Consider the following 22,806-nt stretch of genomic DNA (forward strand, 5'->3'; position numbering starts at 1 on the left):
TCTCTCGTCACTTGTACCGCAACGGATGGCACTTTTGACATCTCTCTTCGCCGGCCCCGAGCCGGCTTTTTTCTGCTCTGTGTTCCCGCCTAAGGCGGCCCCTCACCGAACGCAAACCAGGCGGCAGCTCCTCAGTCGTCGCGCTTGCGGCTGATCACCTGGTAAGACTGATCGAGCTTGACCACCCAGCTGCCGCGGCCCTCACAACTTGCATCGATAACCCGGAAGCCGTACTCCTTTACCTCAATGACACCCAGTTCACAACTGACCGTCCTGAGAGCCGCCTCAATTTTCGCCTTCTCCTCTTCCGTTGGCTTTCGGTCAGCCGCCAATGTGGGTGGCGCCAGGACAAGCCAGGCGAGCAGGGGCAGGAATACTCGTTTCATCGATATTTCCTCACTCAGGGGACTCAACCGGGGGACGTCCCGGGGCACAATGCTCACGACGCGCATAGCGCATAGACAGGATCAATGTCCCCAGCCCCGGGGCCGGGAACACGGCGCCCGCCCGATCACGCGCACGGCGATTGGGACCGAATGGTAAGGTCACCCCCGGGTAGTGAGTAGGCATTAAAAAGGCGCACAGTTTACGATGCGCCACTCGGTATTGAACCGATACTCGGTGTAGTGCTCACCGTTCACCCGGTAAAGGCCATTGCCGCCGGGCACGGGATTACCATTCACATCCTCCACATCCACACCCCGCTGTATGGGACCTGGCGGAACCCTTGCTGTATTTCTGGACTTCCGACAGCCCCACCACGACTGCCACCTATACCCCTTGTATCTATGCCGCTCCTGCTTAATGCGTTTTTTGTGTAATAGCGCGCCACCGCCAACCCTAAGATCTTCACCACTCGTGCGCGATTTTTATCGCCCGGGCCCAGTCTGCGGCAGAGGCCAGGAAACAACGGTCGCCGCTTTGGGGAAGTCAACAACCTGTTGTCGCGTCTGCCGGACGTGTAGGTTTCTTTTGCCTCGCGAAGGTGCGCGCGGCGGGTTCATCTCGCAGATGCAGCTGTATGCAAGAGAGGTGTGCAATGCAGAACCGTCGTTCGCTAACCAAGATTCTTTCCATCACCGCAGTCCTGCTGCTCGGTAGCGGCACGCTGCTGGCGCCGGTTGCCCAGGCCCGCGATTACCCTCACCCCTACCAGCGGCATCCGTCCATGTACAACGGCTCTGCCTGGTTCCGGCCCGATGCCGGTGGCGGGGCGGCGCATATCCGCATCGACCTGAGCGACCAGATGGCCTACTACTACCGGGGCGGCCAGCTGGTCGGCATGTCCCCGGTTTCCACCGGCAAGCCGGGCCACCGCACGCCCACCGGCACTTTCCGCATCTCCGAGAAAAAGGTAAACCACCGCTCCAACCTGTACGGCCATTACGTCAGCCCCCGTGGTTACGTGATGCGCAGCAACGTGGATGTGCGCCGTGATCGCCGGCCTCCCGGAGCCGTGTTCCGCGGCGCGTCGATGGATTTCATGATGCGGGTGAATGGCGCCATTACCATGCACGCCGGCCGGGTGCCGGGCTGGCCCGACTCCCACGGCTGCATCCGCTTGCCCTGGCATATGGCAAAGATCTTCTTCGCCCATACTCCGGTAGGCACCAAGGTCAGCATCGTGCACTAATGCGATGCCGTGCGACCGGGCAAAAAAAGGCCCCTTTCCCGACGGGAGAGGGGCCTTTCGTTTGCGCTATCAAAGCTGACCGGATTCAGGAATGTGAGCCCTTGCTTACTGCGGCCACCTCCAGGTCGTGCGCGGTGAAGTAGTCGTGGGCAGCCCTGTTGACCCTTTTTGCCAGCGCCAGGGTAGAGACCATAGTGGGCACCGCCATCACCGCATACATACCGATGATGATACTGTTGACTGCGTTCAGTGAGGCCACCGCACCGATCACGATCAGGGCAATATAGGCGGCGGTGTAAAAGGCCTGGTAACGGGCACCAAACAGGAATACAAAGCACTTAACGCCGTAATACCAGAAGGTAACGATGGTACTGAACGCCAGGGGCAGGACCATCATCAGCAACAACACCGGCCCCCAGTGGCCGAACACCTGCGAGAACGCCTCCGCAGTCAGCGATACACCCTCGATGCCCTCCCCGTGTTGCCACACCCCGGTCAGCAAGATCACCAGCGCGGTACAGGTACATACCACCAGTGTGTCGATGATCGGCCCCACCATGGCCACCACGCCCTCGCGGATCGGCTCGGTGGTCTTGGCCGCACCGTGGGCCAGGGACTCGGTACCGATACCAGCCTCATTGGAGAAGGCCCCGCGGCTGATACCGGTGGCAATCACCGTTCCCAGTGCCCCGCCAGCCACGGCCTGCCCGGAGAAGGCATCGGTGAGGATCAGGCCCAGGGCGGCGGGCACCTGCTGCCAGAAATAGCCGATCACGATAAACGTCAGCGCCAGGTAAAAAAGCACCATGCCCGGCACTACGCGTACCGCGAACTTACCGATACGCTGGATGCGCCCGGCAATGACCACGGCTGCGGCAACCGCCAGCACCAGGCCGATGGCAAAATCGAACCACAATGAGCCATCCTCGCCCACCACGCCCAGCGGCACGGCAAAGGATTCCCGCAGCAACTGCACCGTCTGGTTGGACTGGAACACCGGCAGCATGCCGCACAGGCCGGCCACGGCGAACAACAGTGCCAGCGGCATCCAGCGCCTGCCCAGCCCCTCGCGAATCACGTACATCGGTCCGCCCTGCAGCTCGCCTGCGGCATCGCGACCGCGATACATCACCGACAGGCTGGCGGTGTAGAACTTGGTCGCCACCCCCACCAGGGCAGTCACCCACATCCAGAAGATCGCACCCGGCCCGCCGGTACTGATGGCAATTGCCACGCCGGCAATATTGCCCAGCCCCAGGGTTCCGGACAAAGCCGTGGACAGGGCCTGCCGGTGCGGTACCTGGCCGGGATCATCGGGGTTGTCGTACTTGCCCCGCAGCAGGTCGACACTGTGGCCCAGGTGGCGGTACGGCCGGCCGCGGGAAACGATCAGCAGGTAAAGGCCGCCGCCCACCAGTAGCACCAGCAGCGGAGTACCCCAGACAAAAGTGGCAAACGCGGCAAGCGCCGCATCTATGGATTGGAGGAATGACATGCGGTTTTCAGTCAATTATTGGTAGATCCCGGAGTCTATGTAGCGGCGCGCCCGCTTGTCAAAGCAGCGCCCGGCAGATGCGCGGGCCGGATACAGAAAAGCCCCTCGTCGAGGGGCTTTTCCACATACGCTGACAGCGGGTCCGTCAGGCAACGACCGGCTCGGGCTCCAGCGCGGTCGGGGCCACTTCCGGCTCACGGACAAAGAACACCGACAGGGCGCCCAGGATCATAAACACTCCCGCCAGCACGATGATGTAGATGGCCTGGTTGTCGAACACGCTGTGCAGGATCGGGCCCGCCACCAGCGCCGAGAGGATCTGCGGCGCGGCGATGGTGAAGTTGAAAATTCCCATGTAGACGCCGGTCTTGCTCGCCGGCAGCGAGTCGGACAGGATCGAGTAGGGCATGGCCAGGATCGCCGCCCAGGCGATACCCACGCCCACCATCGGCAACAACAGGCCCAGTGCGCCACTGGGCACGGTGACCTCGGTGATCAGCAGGTCCACCTGGGTCGGCGCCCCGCCCTGGAAGAACAGGAAACCGATATAGCCCAGCCCGCCCAGCAGCAGCGACAGCGCATAGGTGGGCTTGCGGCCCAATGCCCCGGCGATGCGGGTCAGCGCGATGGAAAAAATCGCAGCAAACAGGGAGTAGGCGGCGAAGATGATCCCCACCCAGTCGCCCGCGGCGCCCTTGGCAGCGGCAATGTGGTCGGGGATCTGGCCCACGGTGGCCAGGTAATCGTGGTCGAACCACTTGGCGTCCACGCCCCAGACATGCTGGGTAATGGCCGGGGTGGTATACACCCACATGATAAACAGGGCGAACCAGGAGAAGAACTGCACCACCGCCAGCTGGCGCATGGTGCGGGGCATGTTGAACAGCAACCTGGTGAATCCGCCGAGGCGCTGCAGCAGCGACTTGCGCTCCGCCAGCTCGCGGGCCAGCGCTTGCTCATCGATGCCCTTGTAGGCGTTGTACTCTTTCGGGGCATATTCTTTGGTGCGGAACACCGTCCACAGCACACTGCCCAGCAGTACCGAGGCACCGATGTAGAAGGCCCAGATCACCGAGGGCGCCACCTCGCCGCCCCTGGAGGTGTTTTCCAGGCCGATCACATTGGTAAGGATAAACGGCAGCATGGATCCCAGCACCGCCCCGATGTTGATCAGCAGCGACTGCACCGAGTAGCCCAGGGTGCGCTGCTCGGAGGGCACCATATCCGATACCAGCGCCCGGAACGGTTGCATGGTGACATTGAAGGCCGCATCCATCAGCGCCAGCATCACGCCGCCAAACAGGATCGGGGCCACGAATGCCACCACGATCCCGGCATTGGGCATAAAGGCCATTCCCACCGCCGCGGCGATGGCACCGAACAGAATATAAGGGTTGCGGCGACCGAAGCGGCTCCAGGTACGGTCGGAGGCGGAGCCCACGATCGGCTGCACAATCAGGCCCATCAGGGGCGCGACAATCCAGAACAGGGACAGTGAGTGCAGGTCCGCACCCAGATCGGAGAGGATCCGGCTGGCGTTGGCATTCTGCAGGGCAAAGCCGAACTGCACACCGAGAAAGCCGAGGCTGACATTCCAGACCTGCCAGAAAGGTAACTTGGGCTGTTTCATCTTCATCTCTGCGAGTTTCGTTATCGTTGTGGCGCGAACCTCGGTTCGCACAACGGACCGGATCCAGCAGACAGCGAGGCACCGGCACGCGAAACCGTGCAGGGCTCCCCAGGCCGGGCAGTGCCGGAGAGGCAAAGACTCATCGCTGACTGCGCGGGAGCCCCCGGTCCGGAGCTTCCCTTTATAGGTTTTGCCGGATCATGGCACGGGCAGGGTGGCCCTCCATCCTCCCCCGCCGGGGGAGTAGGCGGCCGGCCTGCATCACGGCGGGAGCCGGGAAAATGACCTTTCAGTCGCCGGGATACTGTTACCTTCGCAAGAGCGCACGCACTGTAGCGCTCTCCCCCTGCCGGGGAGGGGGATCTTTGCCGCCACCCGATACCGCACAATAACGCGTTAAGTTTCATTTTCGGCGGGAGGAAACGGTGATGAAGCGCTTACTTACACTGGTGCAGGTACTGGCCCTTGCTGCGGGGCAGTACGCCATGGCCGCCGGCACCGGGCCGGATCGCGTGGAGCCCCCCTTCTGGTGGGCCGGCATGCAGGAGCCGAGCCTCCAGCTGATGCTCCACGGGGAAGACATCGGTGATCTCACCGCCTCTGTGGACCACCCGGGGGTCGCCGTCCTCGGTACCGAGTCCACCGACAACCCCAATTACCTGTTTATCAACCTGCGCCTGGAAGCGGACGCCGGGCCCGGCACTTTTACCATCCGGCTTCAGGGCGACGGCGCCCCACACAGTGCCTTCGATTACGAACTGCTTCCCCGCACCGCGCCCCCCCGCGGCAGGCGCGGCTTCGACAGCAGCGACGCCATTTACCTGATCACCCCGGACCGCTTTGCCAATGGCAAGCCGGGCAACGATACTGCACCGGATGTGCAGGAGGGCCCGGACCGCGACGCGCCCGGAGGGCGCCACGGTGGGGATATCGCCGGCATGCGGGCGGCGCTGGACTATATCGACGGGCTCGGCTTCACCGCGATCTGGCCCAACCCACTGCTGGAGAACGACCAGCCCGGTTACTCCTACCATGGCTACTCCGCCACCGACCACTATCGCATCGACCCGCGCTTTGGCAGCAATGATGAGTTCCGCGCTTTTGTCGCCGCCGCTGGCGAACGGGGTATCGGCGTTATCCAGGATGTGGTGCTGAACCATATTGGCGACGGCCACTGGTGGCTGGACGACCTGCCCGACAGCGACTGGCTGAACGGCGCCGGCACTCGCAAGGGCGAGTTTGCGATCACCAACCACAGTCGGTTCACCCCCGTCGACCCCCACGCGAGTGACGCCGACCGGCGCCAGTTCCTCGAGGGCTGGTTTGTGGATTCCATGCCGGACATGAACCAGCGCCATCCACTGCTGGCCAACTACCTGATCCAGAATACCCTGTGGTGGATCGAGTACGCCGGCCTGAGCGGCATCCGTGCCGACACCTACTCCTACTCTGACCCGCGCTTCCTGGAGCAGTGGGCCGAGCGCATCCGCCGGGAGTACCCGGACTTCAATATTGTCGGCGAGGAGTGGACCCGCAACGCAGCGCTGGTGGCCCACTGGCAGCGCGGCGAAAGTGAGCCAGCCACCGGCGGACGCCTGAAAAGTATGATGGACTTCCCCCTGCATTATTCACTGCGGGAAGCCCTGACCGCGGAAGAGAGCTGGAGCAGCGGACTGATCCAGCTCTACGAGGGACTGGCCAACGATTTCCAGTACCCGAACCCGGAGCGACTGGTGATCTTTGGTGGCAACCATGACACCAGCCGGCTGTTCAGCCAGCTGAACGACGACCCGGCCCGGTTTCGCATGGCGGTGGCCTACCTCGCCACCATGCGCGGTATCCCGCAGTTTTTCTATGGCGACGAACTGCTGATGACCAGCCCCCGGCACCGCGCCGACGGCATCGTGCGCAGCGACTTCCCCGGCGGCTGGGCCGGCGATAAAGCCAATGGCTTCAACGGTACGGGCCTGACCGCACAGCAGAGCGCGGCCCAGACCTACGTGCGGGCGCTGTTTCGCTGGCGCCGCAACCAGCCGGTAATTCATCGCGGCAAACTCACCCACTTCGCCCCGATCGACGGGACCTATGTTTACTTTCGCCACGACACCGATGACATCGTGATGGTGGCAATCAACAAGGGGGAGGACGCAGTACCCTTCAACCGGGCGCGCTTCGCAGAGGTACTCGGCGATCGCAGGCGTGCAGTGGACGTCGTCAGCGGCCGCCAGTACCCGCTGGACGGCCTGGAAATCCCGCCCCGCGACGTCCTGGTGATGGAAATACAATAACGATCGGCAATACGGCGGCCCAACGGCCCCGGGCCCAGACAGAGATGATGATGAAGTTTAGACAGACCCTGCAACTGTGCGCCCTCGCCGGCGCCATCGCCAGTCACAGCGCCGCTGCACTGGAGTCACGCCAGTATGTGGACCACCACCTGGACGGGGGCGCACTCACCATCGAGACCAGCGATGGTGAGGTCACTCTGACGCCGATCAATGACGATGCGATTGCCGTGCATTACCGGCGCGAGGGAGTGAAACAATTACCTTCCTTCGCACTCGCCGACACGCAACGCCCGGCGGTGGAAGCCCGTCTCGAGGAACGTGAAGACCAGCTGACCTACGACCTCGGTGACCTGCACGCGGTAATCAGCAAATCGCCATTCGCCATCAGCTACCAGCGCAACGGGCAAACACTGCTAAGCGAGGAAACCGGGTTCTTTGCCACCGAGACCATGCGCGGCTTCCGCTTTGCGCTGGAAGACGGGGAGAAGCTGCTCGGCGGCGGAGAACGTGTACTGGGTATGGACAGGCGCGGCAAGCGCCTGCCGCTCTACAACCGCGCGCACTACGGCTACACCACCGAGTCCGAGCAGATGTACTTCAGCCTGCCGGCAGTGATGTCCAGCAACAAGTACATCCTGATGTTCGACAATTCCGCCACCGGCACCCTGGACCTGGGCGCCAGTGAAGAGGATGTACTGCAGTTCGAGGCGGTCGGTGGCCGTACCGCCTATGTCGTCGCCAGCGGTGACAGCTATCCGGAACTGATCGGGAACTATGTCGATGTCACCGGTCGCCAGCCGCTGCCGCCGCGCTGGGCGCTGGGCAACTTTGCCTCCCGCTTCGGCTACCACACCGAGGAAGAAGTCCGCGCGATCGTGCATAGATTCGCCGAGGAGGACTTCCCGCTGGATGCCGTGGTACTGGACCTGTTCTGGTTTGGTCCCGACATCAAGGGGCATATGGGCAACCTGGCCTGGGATCGCGAAGCTTTCCCGCAGCCGGAAAAAATGATGGCTGACTTCAGCGAGCGCGGTATCGAGACCATCCTGGTCACCGAGCCGTTTGTGCTCACCAGCTCCGAGCGCTGGGACCAGGCGGTGGCCGCAGACGCACTGGCGAAGAACCTCGCCGGGGAACCCAGGCGCTTCGATTTCTACTTCGGCAACACCGGGCTCATCGACGTGTTCGACGAGAGCGGGCGCGACTGGTTCTGGAATATCTACGATCGCCTGCTGCAACAGGGGGTCAGTGGCTGGTGGGGCGACCTGGGCGAACCGGAAGTGCACCCGTCCGATACCGTCCATGCCATCGGCATGGCAGACGAGGTGCACAACGCCTACGGCCACCGCTGGGCGCAGACCCTGTTTGAAAAGCAGACCGCCGCATACCCGGAACGCCGTCCGTTTATCATGATGCGCGCCGGTTTCCCCGGGTCGCAGCGCTACGGCATGATTCCCTGGACCGGCGACGTGGCCCGCGAATGGGGCGGTCTCAAGCCGCAGGTGGAGCTGGCCCTGTCCATGAGCCTGCTGGGCTTCGGCTACACCCACTCCGACCTGGGCGGATTTGCCGGCGGCGAGGAATTTGACCGCGAGCTCTATATTCGCTGGCTGCAGTACGGCGTGTTCCAGCCGGTCTACCGGCCCCATGCGCAGGAGCATATCGCCTCGGAGCCGGTATTCCACGACCGCACCACCCGCGATATCACCCGCGAATATATCAAGCTGCGCTACCGCCTGTTGCCGTACAACTACACCCTGGCATTCGAGAACAGCCAGAGCGGCATGCCTCTGATGCGGCCACTGTTCTTCACCGACGACAGCGACCCGGCCCTGATGGATTACAAGGATGCCTACCTGTGGGGCAATGACTTCCTGGTGGCCCCGGTAACCGAAGCCGGTGTCGACGAGGTGGAGCTGCGCCTGCCCGGTGGCGTCTGGTTCGATTACTGGACTGACGCGCAGTACAGTGGTGAAAGAGCCACTGTCGAGGTTGACCTGGAGACCATCCCGGTGCTGGTACGCGCCGGTGCGTTTATACCCACTGTAGAAGACATGGACACCACCCGGGACTATTCCAGTGAAAACCTGACACTGGACTACTACGCCCACCCGACATCCCTGGAGTCCAGCGGCTACATCTACGAGGATGATGGCAACACTGTCGACGCCTTTGCGCGCGATCGCTACGCCAGGCTGCATTTCCACGCCGAGCGCAGTGCCGACGGCATTCGTTTTGGTTTCCGCCGGGACGGTGGCGGTTACCGGGGGGAACCACAGCACCGCAGTGTGAGCCTCAACATCCATAACTGGGACCTGCAGCCGTCACAACTGCGTGCAGCCGGAACGGCGATCCCCGTACTGGACAGTGAGCGCGACCTCGAGCAGGCCGACGAAGGGGCGTGGCTGGACCAGCGCGCCAGCGTGCTGCGGGTGAAATTCAACTGGGGCCGGGAGCCCCTGCGACTCACCGTCGAGCACTGAACAAATACCACAGGCATCCACAGGAGCCTGCCCTGCAGGCCCCAAAAATCCTGGTTTCACCGAAGACCGGGAATCACGGCGACAATTAGGGAAGACGGGATTCAATGAAAACACTCAACAGACTGATCGCCACCGCGCTGCTCGCTGCCACCGCCGGCTGTGCCGGCGAGAAACAGGCTGCGCCAGCCGAAGAGTCCGCGGCGGGGACCGGCCACCCACAGAAGGCGGTGATTTACCAGACACTGCCGCGCCTGTTCGGCAACACCACCGAGACCAACAAGCCCTGGGGCACCATCGCGGAAAACGGGGTCGGCAAGTTTAACGACTTCACCCCCAAGGCCCTGGACAAAATCCGCGAGCTGGGCGCCACCCATATCTGGTACACCGGCTCCCTGCACCATGCCCTGGTAGGCGACCATAGTGAATACGGGATCAGCAACGACGATCCGGACGTGGTCAAGGGACGTGCAGGCTCACCCTATGCCATCAAGGACTACTACAGTGTGAACCCGGACCTGGCAGAGGACCCGGCCCGGCGCCTGCAGGAATTCCACCAGCTGGTCGAACGCAGTCACGACGCCGGCCTCAAGGTGATTATCGATATCGTGCCCAACCACGTAGCGCGTGCTTATGAATCCCTCGACAAGCCGGAAGGGGTGAGGGATTTCGGCAGCGAAGACGACACTTCGGTGACCTACGCCCGCGACAACAATTTTTACTATGTCATCGGCGAGGATTTCGAAGTCCCGCAGTCCGATGACTACCAGCCACTGAACGGCGAGGCCCATCCCCTGGCAGATGGCGAATTTACAGAAAGTCCGGCCAAGTGGACCGGGAACGGTGCCAGCGCGGCACAGCCGGATATCAATGACTGGTACGAAACCGTCAAGATCAATTTCGGTGTACGCCCGGACGGCAGCAAGGACTTCCCCGAATTACCGGCAGACTACGCGGAAAAGGATTACCGGGCCCACGCGGAATACTGGGCGGACAAGGACGTACCGGATTCCTGGGAGAAGTTCCGGGATATCACCCACTACTGGCTGGACTTCGGCGTGGACGGTTTTCGTTACGATATGGCCGGCATGGTACCCGTGGAGTTCTGGAGCTACCTGAATTCATCGATCAAGGTGAAGGCCCCGGAGACCCTGCTGCTGGCCGAGATCTACACCCCGGAGCGTTACCGCGACTATATTCACCTGGGCAAGATGGATTACCTGTACGACAAGGTGGGCACCTACGATGCAATCCGGGCGGTAATGGAAGGTGAAGGCAGCACCGACCGGATTGCCGAGGTCCAGGCGGAACTGCAGGATATCGCCCCGCATATGCTGCATTTTATGGAAAACCACGATGAGCAGCGTATCGCCAGCACCGAGTTTGCCGGCGACGCCCGCATGGGCAAGCCGGCCATGGTGGTCTCCGCCACGGTCTCCGCGGCACCCACCCTGCACTACTTCGGCCAGGAGTTCGGCGAGCCCGCCAGCGAGGATGCCGGCTTCGGCAAGGCCAGCCGCACCACCATCTTCGATTACTGGTCGGTACCGAGCGTGCGCCGCTGGGTAGATGGCGGCAGCTTCGATGGGGGCCGCCTTGCGGGCTATGAAAAAGAACTGCAGGCCTTCTATCGCCGCCTGCTGAATTTCTCCACCAACAGTGAAGCGCTGCGAGGTAGCTTTACTGACCTGCACGAATTTAACCGTAAATACGGCAAGGGCTACGGCCAGCAGCAGTATGCATTCGCACGCTGGTCAGGTGACGAGAGCCTGGTAGTCGTTGTGAATTTTTCCGGGAAAGAGAAGCAGCTGACGCTGGGGCTACCGGCAGAACTGGTGAAGGCATGGGACCTGGCTGACGGCAGCTATCCCCTGGTAGACCAGCTGGAACAGTCAGCAGAAGCAGAGCTGGTCGTCAGTGACGGCGATGGCGAGGTAGAACTTACCCTGCCTCCGTTTGCCGCGCATATCCTGCAGCTACAGCGCTGATCCACTCCCCTTTCCGGGGTGCGGGAACGCACCCCGGAGCCTGTCAGAAAAACTCATACTCCACCAGCAGGCGCCAGCTCTGCTCCGGGCTCACACCATCCAGGCCAAGGATCACCCCAAACTCCCATGTCAGGCTTCGGGCCCCGGTGAACCGGTGGCTCCCGCGGATGACCGGGCCGGCCCCGCGATAATCCTCGCCGACATAGAATTCCAGTGCCGGCTCAAATGACTCCTGCAGGCGATAGCGGCCCTGGAGACGCAGTTCAGTCTCCCACTCACTTTCAATCTCCCTACCCCATTCATAGCCCAGTGCCAGGTTGGCGGTGCCCACCCAACGCCCCCATTCCCGCAGCGCCAGTAAGGTAGTTGCCCCCTCCCACTGGTTCTCGCCGAATTCCTTTTCCAGCTCGAACAACAGGCCCCAGTCAGCGGCATACTCCCCCTGTTCAGTCAGCTGCCACTTTGCCTCCAGCTCAGCGGCCTCAACCTCGAGTTCGCTGTCCCCGCCATCGGCACCGATCAGGTAAATCTCGCCAGACCATCGATCGCTGAAACCATAACCGACACCCAGGCGATGCACCTGCAAACGGTCGAGCGCCGGGTCCTCCGCATCCCCGACCACCAGCGAGCGCCATTCGAGCTCCTTCTCCAAGGGTTGAACGTACGGGTCATAAACCCGATCGACCACGACGCCATCGGCGAGGACAAGCGCTGGGAGAAACAGGATTGCCGCCAGGGGCAACCCCGATTGCGATCCATATTTAAACCATGGGTGCAGCATCGGTCTGCCTTTCCCCGACCTCACGTGAGCGCGCACGCTGCCGTGCCAGGAACAATACCCCCAGCATCAGCAGCACCGACAACAGGTAAACCGTGACTTCCACAGGGGAAGGGCTTGCCTCGTAGCCGAGTAATGCGTACAGCAGCTGGCCGGCCACGGACGCCTCGGGAAGCACATCGCCACTGTTCCAGAGCGGAGCCTGCGCGGGCAGCCAATCGGCCTGGATCAACAGCTGGGTCGCCTGGAGACTCATGCCTGCCGCGACCAGGGCCAGGAGGCCACAGGCCACCCCCAGGGTATAGCGGCACGGCAACCCCAGCAGGAGGTAATAGAACAGGGCCCCGACACTGAAACCGATACCTGCACCGAGCAGGGTACCTGTAAGGACCCCCGGGAGGAGATCGGCCTGGACCACAAACGCGGAAAGGTAGAGGTAGATTTCCGAGCCCTCACGAATAATCGCCAGCGCCACAGTAACTGCCATCAACTGGGGCAGGCCCCTGCCCGAGCCGGCCCCGAGGTAAAAGCTCCGGGTCAACAACACCGCGATCCAGAGCATGAGTGTACAGATCAGCAGCTGCAGCGATGCATCGAATACTTCCTGGCCCACGCCGTCGAGCAACTGTGAAATATCACCCAGCTGAGTGCCCACGAAAACCGCCCCTGCGGCGCCCACAATGACAGATACCGATACCCAGTGCGGAGTGAGCCGGAGCAGGCGGCTCATCGCCAGCAGGATGCTGATCAGCAGTGCCGCCTCGAGGACCTCACGCAATATGATAATGACAGTATTGAGTAACATGCTTTTTACCGGGGCCCGTCACTGGGCGATAACTTTGCCCTGGGCCGTGCGGGGATTGAACTCACCAAAAAAAGGATATTCCCCGGGAGCCAGCGGCCCGATGAAGATGATGGCCCGCTGCCCGCCCATGATAACTTTCTCACGGTTAAGCTCGTAACTCTCGAATTCCTCCGGTGTCTGGTCCCGGTTGTAGACGATCAGCTTGACCTTGGTATTCGCCGGCACGATCAGCTCCGATGGATGAAACAGGTGATTGATGATTTCCAGCTCCACAACAGGCCCGCCTGCGGCGATAGCCGCTGCTGGGACTATCGACATGCAACACAGGAGAAACGACAGGTAGTTTTTCCTTATTTTTTCAATCACGAACTCCTCCCTGGCTTTCCCCATGTCCCTTTGGAAAAACCACCCCGACTTTCAGCCCGCTTGCAAACCGCGACTCGCCCAATTCCAGGCTCGCCCGGTGAAGCTGGGCGATATGTTCGACAATCGACAGGCCGAGCCCGCTGCCCTCAACCCGGTGCTGGTGCCGGTCGCCCCCGACCCGGTAAAATCGTGCGAAAATTTTTTCCCGCTCCGCCGGGGCAATACCTGGGCCGGAATCCTCCACCTGGATAAATGGCCCGGCCTCCGAAACGCCGGTTGTCATGACAATTGCCCCGCCCTCCGGCGTATACTTGCTGGCGTTGTTGAGCAGGTTATTCATTAACAGGGTCACGGCAAAATGATCGCCCTCGACCATTGCGCGCTCACCCTGCAGTTCGATGCTCTGTTGTTTTGCGGAAATGTCCTGGTAGCACTCGGCAATCACCTCCCGCGCCACCTGGTGCAAGTCCAGCTGCTCGAAGCGCGCCGGATAATGTTCCGGGTTGGTGCGGAACAGGACCAGCATCTGCTCCACCAGATGGGCCATGCGGCGAATGCTGCCGCGTAACCTGGCCAGCGCCCCATTCCCGTCCTTCCAGCCTGCCCCTTCCAGCTCCTGCTCCAGGTTGTAGAGGTGCACCTGTATTGAACTGATCGGTGTGCGCAGTTCATGCGCGGCATCGGCGGAAAAACGCCGCTCGCGCTCAAAGGACGCACGCAACCTGGCCAGCAGCGCATTGGTAGACTGGACGACTGGCAGCAATTCTTCCGGGGGCCCGGTCAACTCCAGCGGCTCCAGGTCCTCGGCGCGCTTGGATCGCAGGGCTTCCGCCAGGTCGCGCAGGCTGGAGAGGCCGCGCCCCACTACCAGCCAGATTAGCAGCGCCGCCACGGGTAGCGCGATCAGTGTCGGCAGTACCGATTCCAGCACCACTTTTTCCGCCAGTCGGTAACGCAAGTCGCTTCGCTCTGCCACCTGGATCCAGCGCCCCACTGGCGGGGAAAAATATGTGTACACGCGCCACCGGTAGCCACCGAAATTGACCTCCCGGTATCCGGCTTCGAGCCGGGCTAGGGGCTCCTCCGGCGTATTGGCAGATCTCAGCAGGCTGCGCCCATCTTCGGCCCAGATCTGCAACGCGATGTCGCCGCGGTCCGCCAGCTCTCCCCGGGCACGCTCCAGGGGCAACTTGCCTACCAGTTGGGCAGTCGCTGCAAGCTGGCGGTCAAATAACTCTTGTGCCGCCGCCATACTTTCCCGATAGCCGTGCAGCGCGGCCAGGAAATTGATCAGGGTGATGGTGGACAGCAGGGCCACCAGCAGGAAAACGCGTATCGACCTCACCGGCCCGGCCCCAGCTTATAGCCAACACCGCGTATCGTCTGGATAAATTCCGGGTAAATTTTCTTGCGCAGGTTGTGGATGTGCACATCGACAGTGTTACTGGCCACTTCCTCGCCCCAGCTGTAGAGCTTGTCTTCGAGTTGCTCCCGGCTGAGGATGTGCCCGGGACGCTCGGCCAGGGCGCGCAGGAGCGAGAACTCCCGCCGCGAAAGTTTGACCGCCTCGCCGTTGAGCAGGACTTCGTGGCTGGCGGTATTGATCACTACATTGCCGACCTGGATTTCCGCGCTGCGGCTGGCACCACTGCGACGCTCCAGGGCCCGCAAGCGGGCCAGCAGCTCATCCACCGCAAAAGGCTTGGTCAGGTAGTCATCGGCGCCGGCATCCAGCCCCTGGACTTTGGCGGACAGCTGGTCCCGCGCGGTAAGGATCATTACCGTGCTGTCGACACCCCGGTGGCGCAGGACCCCGAGGGTCTCGATGCCATCCTGGTCCGGGAGACCGAGATCGAGGATGATGAGGTCCGGGCGGGCGGCCAGCGCCAGCGCAATCCCCTCACGGCCGGTGCCGGCATGATCCACCGCGTGCCCCTGGTGGCGCAGCGCGGTGGTGATGCCGTCAGCCAGCGATTCATCATCCTCGATCAGCAGTATCCGCACTAATGGAGCTTTCCTTCGATTCTTGCTTTCAGGTCCTTGATCTCGCCCAGCCTGCCCTCGCTGGCCAGTGGTCGCCCGGCATCACGCGGTGCCATTTCGGCACGCTTGATATATTGCAGGGCACGCGCGTAATCCCTGTTCTGGAAAAGATAGTCGGCGTAGAAGTAATTGGCATCGATATCGTCTTCACCAAACGACAGGCCTTTCTGTAAGTACGTCTCCGCTTTTTTATCATCCCCAAAGCCGATTGGCCAACCGGGCACCTGGTAATACAGTGAACCCAGGCTGGTATAGGCGGCGCCATCGAGCACGCTGCCATCGATGGCAATGGCGTGCTCCAGGTCAGCCTTCGCCTCCTTCACGGCAGACAGGGCACCGAGGCCGCCTTTTGCCCCGGCATAGGATGCCCGGATGATACCGCTCCATACCCAGACCGGCGCGCTGTCGCTGTACTCGCGGGTAGCGGCACGCGCCTGCTGCGCCAGCTCCTGGAACCGGTCGGCCTGCTCCTTCGCCGGTGTGCGGTACTTGATCTGTGCCCAGGCGCGCTGCAATTCCTGCACGGTTTGCGGTGAATCCGCCGCCCAGAGCATGGGAGACAGGGCCAGGGCCAGCATGGCGGCAGCCAGGCGGCCGGGAATGGTATTTTTCACAGGGCATCTCCAGTTGGTTCGGGTTGCCTGGCATAACGGCGAATGACAGGCATTTTCTTCGACAGTGCGCTGTCCACCACGCGGGGAAACAGTGCATTGACTTTAATGAACAGCCGCTCCGGCCAGCCGATAAAACGTCGCTGGCCGACACGCTCGCCGAGCAATTCGACACAACGCTGCGCAACCGATGCCGGCGAATCGGATTTATTGCGCAACGCCCGGTTCAGGGCGCGCACCGCAGGAGTGTTCAACTCCGTGTCCACCGCCCTCGGGGCAAGGTAGTGAACCCGGACACCACTGTCGGCACACTCGCGTCGCAGCGCCTCGGTAAAACCGAACAACCCGGCCTTGCTGGCGCCGTAGGCGGTGAAACCCGGGTGCCCGATATGCCCGAAAGCGGAACCGATATTGATCACCGCCGGCATCGCACTGCGCTGCAATAACGGCAGCAGGTCGCGGGCCAGGGCCATGGGCACCAGCAGGTTCGTGTGCAGTACCCGGAGCAGCTCCTCGTCACCCATATCGCCGAGCAGCGCGAAGCGCGAAACCCCGGCGTTATTGACCAGCACATCGAGCCGCTCCTCCTCCCCACACCACTGCAACAATCGCTGTCGCCCGGCGCTGTCGAGCAGGTCTGCCACCAGCACCCGGTGCCGGTCCGGATTGGGGAGCGAGAGACGCAACTGTTCCAGTCGGTCGGCATCGCGCCCCTGCAGCAACAACCTGTCACCCCGCTCCGCCAGTTGCCGGGCAATGGCACTACCGATGCCGCCATTGGCACCGGTCAGCAAAACGGTCCTCGGTAATTTCTGCGCACGCATTTCAGGCCACCTCTGCCTGTGCCGGCGCCACCTGGCTGTCGACCTCGCGGAAGATGTCACCGTAAAGCCGGTAGATGACCCGGGCGCTGTGAATGATGGCCTGCTGGTCGCCGGGATCGTCGATGCGGTTCATCAGTCCCTCGAAGAACTCGACATGGTCAATGTCCAGGGCGCCGTGGGAACGCAGGTAGCTGAACGCACTTTCCGGCAGCTGCAGCGACTCGGCAATCGCCCCGGCCGCGCTGTCGGCCAACTGGATACTGGTGCCCTCCAGCACATGCACCATCCCGAAGAAGCCCAGCGGGTTGCCCCGCGCGATCGTGTCGTAGGCATAGGCGACCATCAGCTCGGTGGAGAGCAGGGGGCGGCTTCGGCGCACGGTTTCGGCGTCGCCACCACAGGCTGTGATATCGTTCAGGATCCATTCCTGGTGACCGGTTTCCTCCTCGATATACTCGGCAAGCGCCACCCTCAGCCATTCCTTACTTTCGTCCAGGCGACTGCCACAGGCCATCATCAGCGGCACCGTGTGCTTTACATGGTGGTAGGCCTGGCTGAGGAAAGCGGTGTATTCGTCCAGGGTCAGGGCACCGCGGGCACCGCGCTTGATCAGGGGGACATCCAACAACTGCTGGCGAGCGGCGGCGGTCTGTTCCTGTAACAGGTCAAAAAACTTCATGGTGACACTCTCACTGGTTCATACATGGAATCGATCAGGCTGGCATAGGCCCGGGCAATTTCGGGCCGGCGTGGACGACCATTGGCGGTCAGCAATCCCGACTGGAAATCCAGCGGCCGGGTGAGTCGCCGCCACTCTGGCAGCCGCGCATAATCGGGCAGGTTGCCGTTGACGCGCGCCAGCCAGCGATCTATTTCGGCATCGTCCGTGCCGGGTCGGGGGAAAATCAATGCACCGCAGTAGGGGCGGTCATCGCCGACCACCACACACTGGGCGACCAGCGGTGACAGCAACAACTCGCTCTCAATCCACTCGGGGGAGATATTGCGGCCGAAGGAACTGATCAGGATATTCTTGCGGCGCCCGGTAATATGCAGGAAGCCATCGGTGTCAAAAGTGCCCAGGTCGCCGGTGGCAAGCCACTCGCCGGTTTCCGCGGGCTCCCCCAGGTAGCCCAGGTACCGGGGCCCCCCCACCAGCACCTCGCCGTCCTGCACCTTGATTTCGCAGTGCGGCAATGGCCGGCCAGCGGCACCGGGACGGTCGGCACCCGGCAGGTTCAGGGCAACCACCGAGCCGCACTCCGAGAGTCCGTAGCCCTCGAACACCGGCAGGCCGTGATTGCGTGCCTGGCGTAACAGGCCGGGGGCAACCTTGCCGCCGCCCACGGCAATAAACTTCAGCGATGGTGGCGGCACCCAGCCGCTATCCACGGCGGCAATGAGCAGCCTGAGCATCTGTGGCAGCAGAATCAGGCTCTCGGGACAACTGTCCTCGATACAGGCACACAGCCGGCCTACATCCAGCTGCGAGCTGCCGGCCAGGCCGAGCTTTTCCAGCCCGGGCACAATCACCGTGCCCCCGAGCAGCCAGCTGGTATAAGCGCCTGCGACATTTTCCAGTAATGTGGCGAGCGGCAGCACACACAGGTGCCGCCGGCAGCCCAGGGAGTGCAGTGCCCGCGCCAGCGCTGCGGCGGTGGCGCACTGGGTTTCACTGGAGAGACAGACGCCGCGCGGGGTTCCGGTCGAACCGGAGGTGAACGTCACCTTGGTGACCGGCGGCGGGTAGGCCACGACACGGGGCCGCGAAATTTCCACCAGCGCCAGGCCGCCGATACTGGCAACAGCCTGGCCGGTTTCCGGCAGGGGCGTAAAACGTTCGCAGTCATCGGTGAGGATTGCCTGCATGCCACTGGCGACGATGGTGTGCGCGACCTGGCCGGGGGAGAAAAAGCCCGGCAGGGGCACCAGCACAACCCCCGCCTGCTGGCAGGCCAGATCCGCCACCAACCACTGCGGGCCATTGTCTGCATGCAGGCCGATAACCGCCAACTGCAGCGCCCGCAGCCGTGTCGCCAGGCCGCCTACTCGCTGGCACAACTGGCCGTAGGTCAGCGCGACCTCACTGCCTTCCAGTGCCAGTTCGTGTTCGGGCTGGCCCCGCAGTTGTTGCATCACCGGGGTCAGTTGCATGGCAGTTCTCCCGGCCAGCAGCCGGGCCTCCGCCGTGCAGGATTCGAGAAGAGGCTTCACAGCCGGCAGCTGCAACAGCCGCGCCCTTTCGGTGGCGACATCGATGGCGGTCACCACCGGCCGGGTGTCGTAGTAAGTTCCCCAGTCCTCCTGCGACGCGCCCAGTCGTCGCCCGTCCGCCTCACAAAGCACCAGAGGCCTGTGCGTAAGCTTGCGCAGGAGGCGTTGTACCTCGGGAGTGGCGGTGAATATTGCCCAGGTCAGGCCGGCGGCATGGAACAACTCAGCCAGCATCAGGAACAGGCACAGGCTACTGCCCCGGGTGGTGGCAACCAGGTTGCCGATTTCCACCACCCCCGTACGTCCGACCGGCTGCCGGGCAGCGCCGGCAAGTTGATGCTCGATCGGTTCGTCCAGGTACTGCTCCAGGAACAGGGTCCCCTGGTCGGCACGGCGCAGGCCCAGGGCCGCCTGCACTCCATTGGCCCCGCGCAGCGCGAGCAGGGCGGGCAGGAAGTGCCGGATCCGGGCTCCGTATACCTGTGCAAATTTGCCGGCGATATACTCCTCGACTTCGCAGCGACCGGTATCTGCCGGTGCCAGCAAATCAAATGATGGGGTAGCCAGTATTGGCCCCGCTGGCGCAGCCCGGGGAACCGTCCCTGCGTACTGACAGGATTCCAGTGACATGGCTCGACCTCGTCTGGAAGGAAGTACTGGCAGTCTACGGGGGGGAAATTAAGGCAAACTTAAGATTCCGGCACCGGCGTGCAAACCGGCACGGAAAGACACATAAAGGGGCCTGCATCCCCGCATCCTGCCGGCCACCGGCCGGGGAGAGACGGATAAAACCGCGCCACCCCAAACGCCTCGATGCGTAATCAGGCAGGATTGATTTCCATCAAGGCTGTTTCTTTTTCCGGTGCAACAATCTTCCCATTGTTTGTCATGGTCGCCGTGCACCCTGTTCGCCCGGGCAATTGTTCGTTCGCGACCGGGACAATTGCCTGCTTCACACCTACAGCCGTTGTCACCAGGAGGAAATATGCTACCGCAACCCACAGTCTTCGTCGTTGTCGACCCCAATGACGAGCGCCACGTAGCGCTCGAACGCGCCCTGACCATCGCCGGGTTGCGCAACCCGCAACCACGCCTGCTGATTTTCGTGGCGGTGGATGGCCAGGCAGTGGATACACGCGCGATCAACGACCACCTGTTCCGCGACGAGCACTGGTTCCGCGAGACCATCCGTGAACCGGTAGCCACCGCCGGACTGGAGTGTGAGATACAGGTGTGCTGGTCCAGTGACTGGCAGGGGGCCATTATCCAGGAATCCAGGCGCTGCAATGCCGAAATGGTCTACCTGCCGGTGCACGCGAAGACCAGCCGCCGCTTTACCTTTGCCGAATCCAAGTGGCAGGTGCTAAAGGGGGCCCACTGTCCGGTGGTACTGATCCGCCCCGGAGCCAAAGACCGGCGCAAGGTGGTCCTGGCCACGGTCAATTACCAGGCCAAGACTGCCAGGCAGCGCCAGCTGAATCGCCAGGTCAGCGAACGGGCCCGCTATATTGCCGGTTGCTACGAGGCGGAACTGCACCTGGTGAACGCCTATCTCGACTCCATGCTCTACCCCGACCGCGGGGCGCTGGCGAAGCTCGCCGCCAAAACCGGTGTGCCTGCCAACCGTATCCACGTGCGCCGGGGCTATACCAGTGATGTGGTGGCCGGCGTGGCTGAAGAAATTGATGCGGACGTGGTGGTAATGGGCACCCTCAACCAGTACGGCGCCACGGGTACGCTGCTGCGCGGCAATACTGCCGAGCGGGTTATCGGCGCACTGGATGTCGATGTGATGGTGTGTAATGAGTTCACTACGACAGACAGCGAAGGAGCGGTCGCACCCAGCGAAGAACCTGCGGAAGCCGACAGCTGAACCGGTTTGACCGCTATCGCCGGGACGGCGGTTGCGGCGCGCGGGCCCGGGGAGGGGCCCGCACTTATCTCATCCTTTCCGGGCTGGCCCCAGGAGCAGGATATCGAAATCGCTATCCACAGTGACAGCGCCGTTTTCCACTGTCACTTCCTGGCCCGAGTAGAAATCCTTCAGCGCAGTGCCATCGGCAAAGACATCACCCACCGAAACCTGTTTCTCGCCAGCCTCCAGGTCCAGGGCAACAACTACCGGCGCTTGCCCGTCGAGGGTACGGGCAAAAGTGTAGGGCTGGTCAGCCAGCTTGTGGTGCTTCCCTGCCCCCACCGCCGGGTACGCCTGGCGAAACTGCCCAAGCTTCTGCCAGTGCGCGAGCAGCTCGCGGGTCTCCTGCTGCTCCAGGTCCTCCCAGTTCATGGCACTGCGCAACTGGGCGTCGCCATTGGCCTGCGAGGCATTCAGCGGTCGCGCCAGCTCGTCACCGTAATAGATCTGCACCGCCCCCGGTGCCAGCATCAGTTTGGTCGCCGCTTCCCGGGTACGCTGGCGTCCGCGATCAAAGGAGTTCATGTCGTCGTGGGAAGTCAGGTAGTTGAGCACGCCTACACCGTCGAGCGGGCCACCATGCAGGTTTCCTGAATAGGTGGAAAACAGGGTCTCCCAGTCCTCATCGGCGCGCTGGGAAAAGTCGAAATTAATCAGGCTGTCAAAACCGTAGTTGAAAAAGTCCACCTGGCGATCGCCGAAATCGTAGTTGCGCCCACGAGTCATACCAAAACCGTTGGCACCAAAACCGTAGACCTCCCCAACCATGAAAAAGTCGCGGTCATCGCGCTTTTCTTGCGGATTTTCCGCCCGCCATTCGGCCAGCGCCTGACTCGCTTCCTTTTCCAGCACAGCCCAGACCTCGGGCTCCACATGCTTGGTAGTGTCCACGCGGAACCCATCCACACCGTATTCACGCACCCAGTCCGTGGCCCATTTCACCAGGTAGTACCTGGGGGCACGGGGATACCCGGTGCGCGCGAAGAATTCGTCGAGTTCCGCCAGCTCCTGCTCGAGCCGGCCTTCACGTTGCCATTTTTCCCGCAACTGCGGCGGCAGCTCCACCGGCTTTTCGCTCTCGGTACGGATATCCGGCAGATTATCGACCAGGGTACAGCTCACGGTGCCGGCGAAACCCGTCCAGTCACAGACCGGGGCAGGACGCACCCAGGATTGCGGTGCCAGCGGATCCCGCTCAGTGACCGGCCCGGTGTGATTGATGACCACGTCCAGCAACACACGAATCCCTTTGCTGCGCGCAACCTCTATGAGTTCAGCCAGCTCGGCTTCGGTGCCAAAGTTGCGATCGACCGCGGTCCAGTCTCTCGGCCAGTAACCATGGTAGGCATAGGTGCGGCCAGTCCCTTCATCGGTGGCGCCCTGTATTTGTTCGTACACAGGTGACATCCAGATGGCATCCACCCCGAGGTCATTGAAATAACCTGACTCGAGTTTCTCAATCACACCCCGCAGGTCCCCCCCCATAAAGCCGCGCAAGGGGGCAGCGTCATCTTTACGGCCGTAAGCCAGGTCATTGTCGGGGTTGCCGTTGGCAAAACGGTCGGGCAGCATGAAGTAGATCGTCGCATTGCGCCAGAAGGGGTCGACCGCCGGCGCTTCCGCCACAGTATCGACCGCCGGGCCACACCCCACCAGCAGGCCCAGTCCCGCCAGCACACTCGCAATCTTTCTCTTTATCATCTGTCGGCTTACCTGCATCCATCATGGTTATCGGA

General features: G+C 62.4%; 19 protein-coding genes. 5 read left to right on the plus strand and 14 right to left on the minus strand.

Annotated elements, in window-relative coordinates; translation table 11 throughout:
• Positions 1–131 precede the first annotated feature (131 nt).
• Positions 132–386: a hypothetical protein gene (locus LVD11_RS05320; RefSeq protein WP_237057120.1), complete on the minus strand. Its 255-nt coding sequence runs from the start codon at positions 384–386 to the stop codon at positions 132–134.
• Between the two features lie 183 nt (positions 387–569).
• Positions 570–692, minus strand: coding sequence for a hypothetical protein (locus LVD11_RS16885; RefSeq protein ID WP_255775385.1), 123 nt, complete (start codon positions 690–692; stop codon positions 570–572).
• A 347-nt stretch (positions 693–1,039) separates the two neighbouring features.
• Here LVD11_RS16885 and LVD11_RS05325 point away from each other — a divergent pair, with 347 nt between their 5' ends.
• Positions 1,040–1,633, plus strand: coding sequence for a L,D-transpeptidase family protein (locus tag LVD11_RS05325; RefSeq protein WP_237057121.1), 594 nt, complete (start codon positions 1,040–1,042; stop codon positions 1,631–1,633).
• Between the two features lie 85 nt (positions 1,634–1,718).
• Here LVD11_RS05325 and LVD11_RS05330 read toward each other — a convergent pair whose 3' ends face one another.
• Together LVD11_RS05330 and LVD11_RS05335 are read right to left on the minus strand one after the other, a co-directional pair.
• The gene (locus LVD11_RS05330; protein ID WP_237057122.1) at positions 1,719–3,128 is read right to left on the minus strand and encodes an alanine/glycine:cation symporter family protein; all 1,410 of its coding nucleotides are present in this window, start codon (positions 3,126–3,128) and stop codon (positions 1,719–1,721) included.
• A gap of 145 nt (positions 3,129–3,273) precedes the next feature.
• Positions 3,274–4,758: an MFS transporter gene (locus LVD11_RS05335; RefSeq protein WP_439651272.1), complete on the minus strand. Its 1,485-nt coding sequence runs from the start codon at positions 4,756–4,758 to the stop codon at positions 3,274–3,276.
• A gap of 428 nt (positions 4,759–5,186) precedes the next feature.
• Between LVD11_RS05335 and LVD11_RS05340 the strand changes: the two genes are divergently transcribed.
• From LVD11_RS05340 to LVD11_RS05350, 3 genes are all read left to right on the plus strand, one after another.
• On the plus strand, positions 5,187–7,046 hold the full coding sequence (locus tag LVD11_RS05340; protein ID WP_237057124.1) for a glycoside hydrolase family 13 protein: 1,860 nt from the start codon (positions 5,187–5,189) through the stop codon (positions 7,044–7,046).
• A gap of 50 nt (positions 7,047–7,096) precedes the next feature.
• Positions 7,097–9,529: a glycoside hydrolase family 31 protein gene (locus tag LVD11_RS05345; protein WP_237057125.1), complete on the plus strand. Its 2,433-nt coding sequence runs from the start codon at positions 7,097–7,099 to the stop codon at positions 9,527–9,529.
• Between the two features lie 104 nt (positions 9,530–9,633).
• A complete protein-coding gene (locus LVD11_RS05350) occupies positions 9,634–11,514 on the plus strand; it encodes an alpha-amylase family glycosyl hydrolase (protein WP_237057126.1) in 1,881 nt (626 codons plus the stop codon).
• 43 nt (positions 11,515–11,557) lie between these two features.
• Here the strand turns inward: LVD11_RS05350 and LVD11_RS05355 are convergent, their stop codons facing one another.
• Genes LVD11_RS05355 through LVD11_RS05395 form a run of 9 tightly spaced genes read right to left on the minus strand, consistent with a single transcriptional unit; the run spans position 11,558 to position 19,785 of the window.
• Positions 11,558–12,256: a hypothetical protein gene (locus LVD11_RS05355; RefSeq protein WP_237057127.1), complete on the minus strand. Its 699-nt coding sequence runs from the start codon at positions 12,254–12,256 to the stop codon at positions 11,558–11,560.
• Positions 12,257–12,275: 19 nt separating this feature from the next.
• Positions 12,276–13,097 (minus strand): FTR1 family iron permease, encoded by an 822-nt coding sequence (locus LVD11_RS05360; RefSeq protein WP_237057128.1) that lies wholly within the window; start codon positions 13,095–13,097, stop codon positions 12,276–12,278.
• An 18-nt stretch (positions 13,098–13,115) separates the two neighbouring features.
• Positions 13,116–13,415 carry a cupredoxin domain-containing protein gene (locus tag LVD11_RS05365; RefSeq protein WP_237057525.1) on the minus strand — a complete coding sequence of 100 codons (300 nt, stop codon included), beginning with the start codon at positions 13,413–13,415 and terminating at the stop codon, positions 13,116–13,118.
• 40 nt (positions 13,416–13,455) lie between these two features.
• Positions 13,456–14,808, minus strand: a complete 1,353-nt coding sequence (locus LVD11_RS05370; RefSeq protein WP_237057129.1) for an ATP-binding protein — start codon at positions 14,806–14,808, stop codon at positions 13,456–13,458.
• Entirely contained in the window at positions 14,805–15,467 is a 663-nt protein-coding gene (locus tag LVD11_RS05375) for a response regulator (RefSeq protein ID WP_237057130.1), read from the minus strand. Before LVD11_RS05375 ends, LVD11_RS05370 begins: the two co-directional genes overlap by 4 nt.
• Positions 15,467–16,120 (minus strand): tetratricopeptide repeat protein, encoded by a 654-nt coding sequence (locus tag LVD11_RS05380; RefSeq protein ID WP_237057131.1) that lies wholly within the window; start codon positions 16,118–16,120, stop codon positions 15,467–15,469. Before LVD11_RS05380 ends, LVD11_RS05375 begins: the two co-directional genes overlap by 1 nt.
• Positions 16,117–16,941 carry an SDR family oxidoreductase gene (locus LVD11_RS05385; RefSeq protein WP_237057132.1) on the minus strand — a complete coding sequence of 275 codons (825 nt, stop codon included), beginning with the start codon at positions 16,939–16,941 and terminating at the stop codon, positions 16,117–16,119. Before LVD11_RS05385 ends, LVD11_RS05380 begins: the two co-directional genes overlap by 4 nt.
• 1 nt (position 16,942) lies before the next feature.
• Positions 16,943–17,620, minus strand: coding sequence for an iron-containing redox enzyme family protein (locus LVD11_RS05390; protein ID WP_237057133.1), 678 nt, complete (start codon positions 17,618–17,620; stop codon positions 16,943–16,945).
• The gene (locus LVD11_RS05395) at positions 17,617–19,785 is read right to left on the minus strand and encodes a thermostable hemolysin (RefSeq protein WP_237057134.1); all 2,169 of its coding nucleotides are present in this window, start codon (positions 19,783–19,785) and stop codon (positions 17,617–17,619) included. Before LVD11_RS05395 ends, LVD11_RS05390 begins: the two co-directional genes overlap by 4 nt.
• Positions 19,786–20,140: 355 nt before the next feature.
• Between LVD11_RS05395 and LVD11_RS05400 the strand changes: the two genes are divergently transcribed.
• Positions 20,141–21,028 (plus strand): universal stress protein, encoded by an 888-nt coding sequence (locus LVD11_RS05400; protein ID WP_237057135.1) that lies wholly within the window; start codon positions 20,141–20,143, stop codon positions 21,026–21,028.
• Between the two features lie 69 nt (positions 21,029–21,097).
• Here the strand turns inward: LVD11_RS05400 and LVD11_RS05405 are convergent, their stop codons facing one another.
• Positions 21,098–22,771, minus strand: a complete 1,674-nt coding sequence (locus LVD11_RS05405) for an alpha-amylase family glycosyl hydrolase (protein ID WP_237057136.1) — start codon at positions 22,769–22,771, stop codon at positions 21,098–21,100.
• Between the last annotated feature and the right edge of the window lie 35 nt (positions 22,772–22,806).

Source organism: Microbulbifer sediminum (assembly GCF_021729035.1).
GTDB lineage: Bacteria > Pseudomonadota > Gammaproteobacteria > Pseudomonadales > Cellvibrionaceae > Microbulbifer > Microbulbifer sediminum.

Bases quoted from the DNA above. Each gene is read 5' to 3' on its own strand.
- LVD11_RS05320 (WP_237057120.1), bottom strand. From the start codon at position 386: ATGAAACGAGTATTCCTGCCCCTGCTCGCCTGGCTTGTCCTGGCGCCA.
- LVD11_RS05325 (WP_237057121.1), top strand. From the start codon at position 1,040: ATGCAGAACCGTCGTTCGCTAACCAAGATTCTTTCCATCACCGCAGTC.
- LVD11_RS05330 (WP_237057122.1), bottom strand. From the start codon at position 3,128: ATGTCATTCCTCCAATCCATAGATGCGGCGCTTGCCGCGTTTGCCACT.
- LVD11_RS05335 (WP_439651272.1), bottom strand. From the start codon at position 4,758: ATGAAACAGCCCAAGTTACCTTTCTGGCAGGTCTGGAATGTCAGCCTC.
- LVD11_RS05340 (WP_237057124.1), top strand. From the start codon at position 5,187: ATGAAGCGCTTACTTACACTGGTGCAGGTACTGGCCCTTGCTGCGGGG.
- LVD11_RS05345 (WP_237057125.1), top strand. From the start codon at position 7,097: ATGAAGTTTAGACAGACCCTGCAACTGTGCGCCCTCGCCGGCGCCATC.
- LVD11_RS05350 (WP_237057126.1), top strand. From the start codon at position 9,634: ATGAAAACACTCAACAGACTGATCGCCACCGCGCTGCTCGCTGCCACC.
- LVD11_RS05360 (WP_237057128.1), bottom strand. From the start codon at position 13,097: ATGTTACTCAATACTGTCATTATCATATTGCGTGAGGTCCTCGAGGCG.
- LVD11_RS05365 (WP_237057525.1), bottom strand. From the start codon at position 13,415: ATGTCGATAGTCCCAGCAGCGGCTATCGCCGCAGGCGGGCCTGTTGTG.
- LVD11_RS05385 (WP_237057132.1), bottom strand. From the start codon at position 16,941: ATGCGTGCGCAGAAATTACCGAGGACCGTTTTGCTGACCGGTGCCAAT.
- LVD11_RS05390 (WP_237057133.1), bottom strand. From the start codon at position 17,620: ATGAAGTTTTTTGACCTGTTACAGGAACAGACCGCCGCCGCTCGCCAG.
- LVD11_RS05395 (WP_237057134.1), bottom strand. From the start codon at position 19,785: ATGTCACTGGAATCCTGTCAGTACGCAGGGACGGTTCCCCGGGCTGCG.
- LVD11_RS05400 (WP_237057135.1), top strand. From the start codon at position 20,141: ATGCTACCGCAACCCACAGTCTTCGTCGTTGTCGACCCCAATGACGAG.
- LVD11_RS05405 (WP_237057136.1), bottom strand. From the start codon at position 22,771: ATGATAAAGAGAAAGATTGCGAGTGTGCTGGCGGGACTGGGCCTGCTG.